General features: G+C 59.3%; 8 protein-coding genes. 1 reads left to right on the top strand and 7 read right to left on the bottom strand.

Features of this window, described 5'->3' with window-relative positions:
• The 3 genes from rpsR to rpsF form a co-directional block, all read right to left on the bottom strand.
• The coding region (gene rpsR / locus QZS13_RS09900; protein ID WP_295588504.1) for a 30S ribosomal protein S18 at positions 1 to 197 on the bottom strand (197 nt) is incomplete at its 3' end.
• A gap of 24 nt (positions 198 to 221) precedes the next feature.
• A complete protein-coding gene (gene ssb / locus QZS13_RS09895; protein ID WP_295588501.1) occupies positions 222 to 671 on the bottom strand; it encodes a single-stranded DNA-binding protein in 450 nt (149 codons plus the stop codon).
• A gap of 12 nt (positions 672 to 683) precedes the next feature.
• Positions 684 to 980 (bottom strand): 30S ribosomal protein S6, encoded by a 297-nt coding sequence (rpsF, locus tag QZS13_RS09890; protein ID WP_295588499.1) that lies wholly within the window; start codon positions 978 to 980, stop codon positions 684 to 686.
• 214 nt (positions 981 to 1,194) lie between these two features.
• Between rpsF and QZS13_RS09885 the strand changes: the two genes are divergently transcribed.
• A complete protein-coding gene (locus tag QZS13_RS09885; protein ID WP_295588497.1) occupies positions 1,195 to 1,599 on the top strand; it encodes a VOC family protein in 405 nt (134 codons plus the stop codon).
• 33 nt (positions 1,600 to 1,632) lie between these two features.
• Here QZS13_RS09885 and QZS13_RS09880 read toward each other — a convergent pair whose 3' ends face one another.
• The 4 genes from QZS13_RS09880 to rpsT form a co-directional block, all read right to left on the bottom strand.
• Positions 1,633 to 2,253 carry a TatD family nuclease-associated radical SAM protein gene (locus QZS13_RS09880; RefSeq protein WP_295588495.1) on the bottom strand — a complete coding sequence of 207 codons (621 nt, stop codon included), beginning with the start codon at positions 2,251 to 2,253 and terminating at the stop codon, positions 1,633 to 1,635.
• Between the two features lie 20 nt (positions 2,254 to 2,273).
• Positions 2,274 to 3,083, bottom strand: coding sequence for a hypothetical protein (locus tag QZS13_RS09875; protein ID WP_295588492.1), 810 nt, complete (start codon positions 3,081 to 3,083; stop codon positions 2,274 to 2,276).
• A 5-nt stretch (positions 3,084 to 3,088) separates the two neighbouring features.
• Positions 3,089 to 3,856: a TatD family hydrolase gene (locus QZS13_RS09870; protein ID WP_295588489.1), complete on the bottom strand. Its 768-nt coding sequence runs from the start codon at positions 3,854 to 3,856 to the stop codon at positions 3,089 to 3,091.
• 408 nt (positions 3,857 to 4,264) lie between these two features.
• Positions 4,265 to 4,528 carry a 30S ribosomal protein S20 gene (gene rpsT, locus QZS13_RS09865; protein WP_295588506.1) on the bottom strand — a complete coding sequence of 88 codons (264 nt, stop codon included), beginning with the start codon at positions 4,526 to 4,528 and terminating at the stop codon, positions 4,265 to 4,267.
• Positions 4,529 to 4,548: the final 20 nt, after the last annotated feature.

Here is a 4,548-nt window from a genome sequence, read left to right as displayed (position 1 = left end):
GTCAGCTGACGCTGATGCATGGCGCAGGTGCCGGTGGTTCTGCGGGGCAGAATCTTGGAACGCTCAGACAGGAAACGGCGCAGCTTGGCCGCGTCCTTGTAATCGATGGACTCGCACTTGTCCGCGCAGAACTGGCAGACCTTGCGGCGCTTGCCGCGCATGGGACGAGCGGGTCTCGCTTCACGATCAAAAGCCATGAAATGGTTCCTCCTTTTTTAAGATCAGAACGGCAGGTCGCCGTCCTCCTCGCCGATCTCGGCGAAATCGGAATGGCTGTCCACGGGCGCGGCGGATGCGCGGCCGCCCATGGGTGCGCTGTAAGCAGGGGCACCGTAATCGCCGGCACCATCCCGCTTGGAATCCCCGAAATAGACGTTGTCGGCCACGACCTCGGCGCTTCTGCGCTTGCCGCCTTCCTTATCCGTCCAGTCCCGGATCTGCAGCCGTCCCTCCACCACGGCCATACGGCCCTTGGTGAAGTACTTGCTGACAAATTCCGCAGTGCTGCGCCAGGCAACCACGTCGATGAAATCCGTCTCCTTTTCGCCGCTCTGGGACTTGAAGTCCCGGTCCACGGCCAGGGAGAAAGACGTGACAGCGGTGCCGCTTCCGGTGCGGCGCAGCTCGGGGTCACGGGTCAGACGACCCATGAGGATGATTTTGTTCAGCATGGGAATGCCTCCTTATTCGCCCTTGCAGACGATCAGGGAACGCATGATGCCGTCGGTAATCCGCAGCTTACGATCCAGCTCCTTCGGGAAGGAAGGCTCGCTGGTGAAGCTCATCAGCACATAGTAGCCATCGTTCTTGAAGTTGATGGGATAGGCCAGCTTGCGGCTGCCCCACTCTTCCACCTCAACAGCGGAACCATTCTGCTCAGCCAGGGTCTTGAAGTTGTTCACCAGAGCGGCGATACCCTCTTCCCCCTGTGCAGGGTCGATGATGTAAACGACCTCATAATTGGCAGAAACCTTTGCCATGATTGCACCTCCTTTTGGACAAATGGCCCTCATCTCAAAATGAGAGCAAGGATATGCCCGCAGACTGCGAGCTTTATTATTATATAGGAATTTGTGGGAAAGTCAAGGAATTTTTTCGATTTTTTTCTGATTTTCATTTCCTTTCCATGGAAATTATGGTATGATGCAGACAAATTACAGCGCGCCGGAGGCGGCGCGCAGAGAGGAGTCAGCCATGAATCTCAGTGAGCTTTACCGGGGCCTTGCCCACATTGCCGTCTATACCCGGGACATGGACGAGAGCATCCGGTTCTATGAACGCATCGGCGGCGCATTGCGCCAGAAGGACGTGATTCCCACGCCCGAGGGGGACAAGAAGCTGTGCCTGGTGGAATTTGCGGGCTTTTTGCTGGAGCTGATCCAGCCTCCCGTCCCCGCCCCCATGGACGAGGGCAACATTCCTCACATCGCCGTATATGTGGACGACGTGGACGCAGCGGCCGCAGCCCTCCGTGAGGCCGGGGTGGACTCGTTCATGACGGAGCAGAAAGTGGTGGTGCCGGGTCTTTTTGGCGGGCTGGAAAACTGGTTTTTCACCGGCCCCTCCGGCGAGCAGATCGAGCTTTTGCACATGCTGTAAAACAAACAGGACGCCTTTCGGCGTCCTGTTTGTTTATTCCTGGATGTACTGGCGCACCCGGTACACGGCGCCCACGTCCTCCTCGCAGATCTTGCGGCAATGCTCGATCTCCTCAGAGGGGATAGTGTCCACCACGGTCATCATCACCGTGGGCACATACGCCTTGACCCGCCGGGCAAAGTCCAGCATGGCCTCATAGGCTCCGGGAAAATTGGGGTGGCACAAGGCGTCGTACTTTTCCGCCGTGTCCGTGTTCAGGGAGATGGACACCATGTCGAACCGGCCCGCAAACTCCGGGGCGATGTCCCGGCCATTGATGATGCTGCCGGTGCCGTTGGTGTCCATGCGGGTGAAAATCTTCGTGCCGTGGGCTTTCATCCGGTCGATGACCCAGCAGATGTCATCAAAGCGGTAGGTAGGCTCTCCAAAGCCTACAAACACCAGCTGGCGGTATTTCGTCAGATCCCGGCCCTCGATGGACTCCAAGATCTCCTCCTTCGTGGGCTCCCGCTTGAGCCACAGATTGTGGGTATAGATGCTGCCGCCGGAGCCGTTGTGGCGCAGGCAGAATTCGCAGTTGAAATTGCAGCGGTTGGTGGGGTTTACATAGAGATTGTCCCCGTATTCATAGGTGATGGTAAAACCCTTTTCCATGTGGTTCACTCCTTATATCATCAATCCAAGCTGTCCAGATGAAAATGATCCAATGTAAATACTCCGTCCTTATAAGATACATCCGCAGAGAGTCCCGCCACATACCATCCGTCGGCGTAGCCTTCGGCTGTGATCCTGGCGGTCCCCAGGCAGCAGATCCGTCCGTCTTCCACACGAAAACCAATGGCGTTGCCGGTGTCCATGCCTGTGATCAAATCAGGGTCCAGGAAATCCAGCTCTTCACCGATATCACAGAGCTCCCGGCCCAAAACAGCAAATACTCGGCCTTCCGCTGTCTGGACAGACAGTTTCCGGGAAAACTGCTCCTGCCACAAATCATTGGGAAAGCAATAATCGTACAGGGTCCCGTCCTCATTTTTGTCCACGATGTGGAGTTGCTCGACGGAGACCCCGGTGCCGCTGCCGGAATAGCAGACCACCGCCAGTTCTCCGGCGCCGTCGCCGTCGGCATCCACCTGCCAGAGCCGGGGATCCACGGTGCGGGGCGTCCGGTAGGGCCAGTCGAATTCCGCCAGGGCGTCTCCCCACTGCAGCAGGAGCCGGTCCTCCCCGCCGGCCAGGCCGTAGAGGGCCGCATCCGTCGTCCGGGCCAGCTGGGCCACCGGCTCCGCCGCCTGGTCCCAGTCCCGCAGCCCCCGGAGCTCCGTGGGCAATTCCCCGTCTTCCGTCCAGGGCCGCCCCTCCGTCACCACGGCGGGGGCGGAGAGCGGCTCTGCCGGGACGGTCTCCGGCAAATCGGCGGAAATATCCCCGGCGCAGCCGGTCAGCAGCACCGCCAGCAAGATAGCCGCCCCTTTCATTCCTTTCATTCCGCTCACTCCAATCCGTACAGGCGCTTGCCGTTTTCCAGCGTGATTTCAGCCATTTTCTCCGGCGTTACGCCCTTCCACGATGCCAGCGTTTCGATGACATAGGGCAATAGGCGGCTGTCGTTGCGCTTGCCCCGGAAGGGCACCGGCGTCAGATAGGGGGCGTCCGTCTCCACCACCATCCGCTCCAGGGGCGTGATAGCTGCCACCTCCGGCGCCCGGCGGGCGTTTTTGTAGGTGATGGGGCCGTTGAACCCCAGGTACCAGCCCCGCTTCAAAAGCTCCTGGGCCATCTCCGGGCTGCCGGAAAAGCAGTGGAACACGCCCCGCAGTGCCGGGTATTCCCGCACGATGTCCAGCGAGTCCCCGTGGGCCTCCCGGTCGTGGATGATGACAGGCAGGTCCAGCTCCAAGGCCAGTTCGATCTGCCGCCGGAACACCTCCTTTTGAAACTCCCGGGACGGGTTTTCCGGCCAGTAGTAGTCCAGGCCGATCTCCCCGATGGCCACCACCTTTTCGTGGGCGCACAGGGCCCGGATGGCGTCAAAGTCCGCGTCCGTGCAGCCTTCACAGTCCTCCGGGTGGATACCGACGGCGGCGTACACATGGGGATACTGCTCCGCCAGGGTCACCGCCTGCCGGGAGGAGGGCACGTCGCACCCGGGGTTCACCACCAGCTCCACCCCCGCCTCCGGCAGGGAAGCAAGCACTGCATCCCGGTCGGCATTGAACGAGCCGGAGTCGTAATGGGCGTGGGTATCGAAAATCCGCATAAGTCACCTCGTTTTCCGCGGCGGCGCCGCGGGTTTTTTATCGTCTTTTTTACAGTCTGTATTGTACCACGCCCCGCCTAAATGAACAGGGCCAGAAGAAAAGAAAAACAGCATCCCAGCGGGATGTTGCCGCAAAACACAGCCGCACCTTCCCGGCGCGGATGTCTCCGTTTCTCAACAAAAAACAAAAAGGACATCCTGACGGATGTCCGCCCCATCCGGCCCTGCGGCCCGGCCGGGGCCCACGTTTCCGCCTCCGGCGCAAACGGATCCGATCCAAAGCGAAAGACACCCCTCCTGGGTTTCTTTCGCAGCTTTCTTCCTTCCCGACGCGGATGTCTCCGTTTCTCAGCAAAAAACAAAAAGGACATCCTAACGGATGTCCTTTCTATTTCGTTCAAGAAACGATCAGCCCAGCTTGTTGAGCTTCAGGGTCATGGCGCTCTTGCGATGCGCAGCCGTGTTCTTGTGCAGAACGCCCTTGGCAACAGCCTGATCGACTTTCTTCACTGCAACCTTGTAAGCGCCATCGGCCTCGGTGCGATTGCCTTCTGCGGCAGCAACCTCGAACTTCTTGATGGCGGTCTTCAGTTCGGATTTCGCGGCCTTGTTGCGTGCGTTTCTCACTTCACCGATCAGAACGCGCTTCTTGGCAGACTTGATATTCGGCAAACCAAACACCTCCTTAGGCA

It is taken from the genome of uncultured Oscillibacter sp. (assembly GCF_900546705.1).
Lineage (GTDB): Bacteria > Bacillota > Clostridia > Oscillospirales > Oscillospiraceae > Oscillibacter.
The sequence above is the reverse complement of the archived record's forward strand: the minus strand, read 5'-3'. Positions and strand labels throughout refer to the sequence as shown.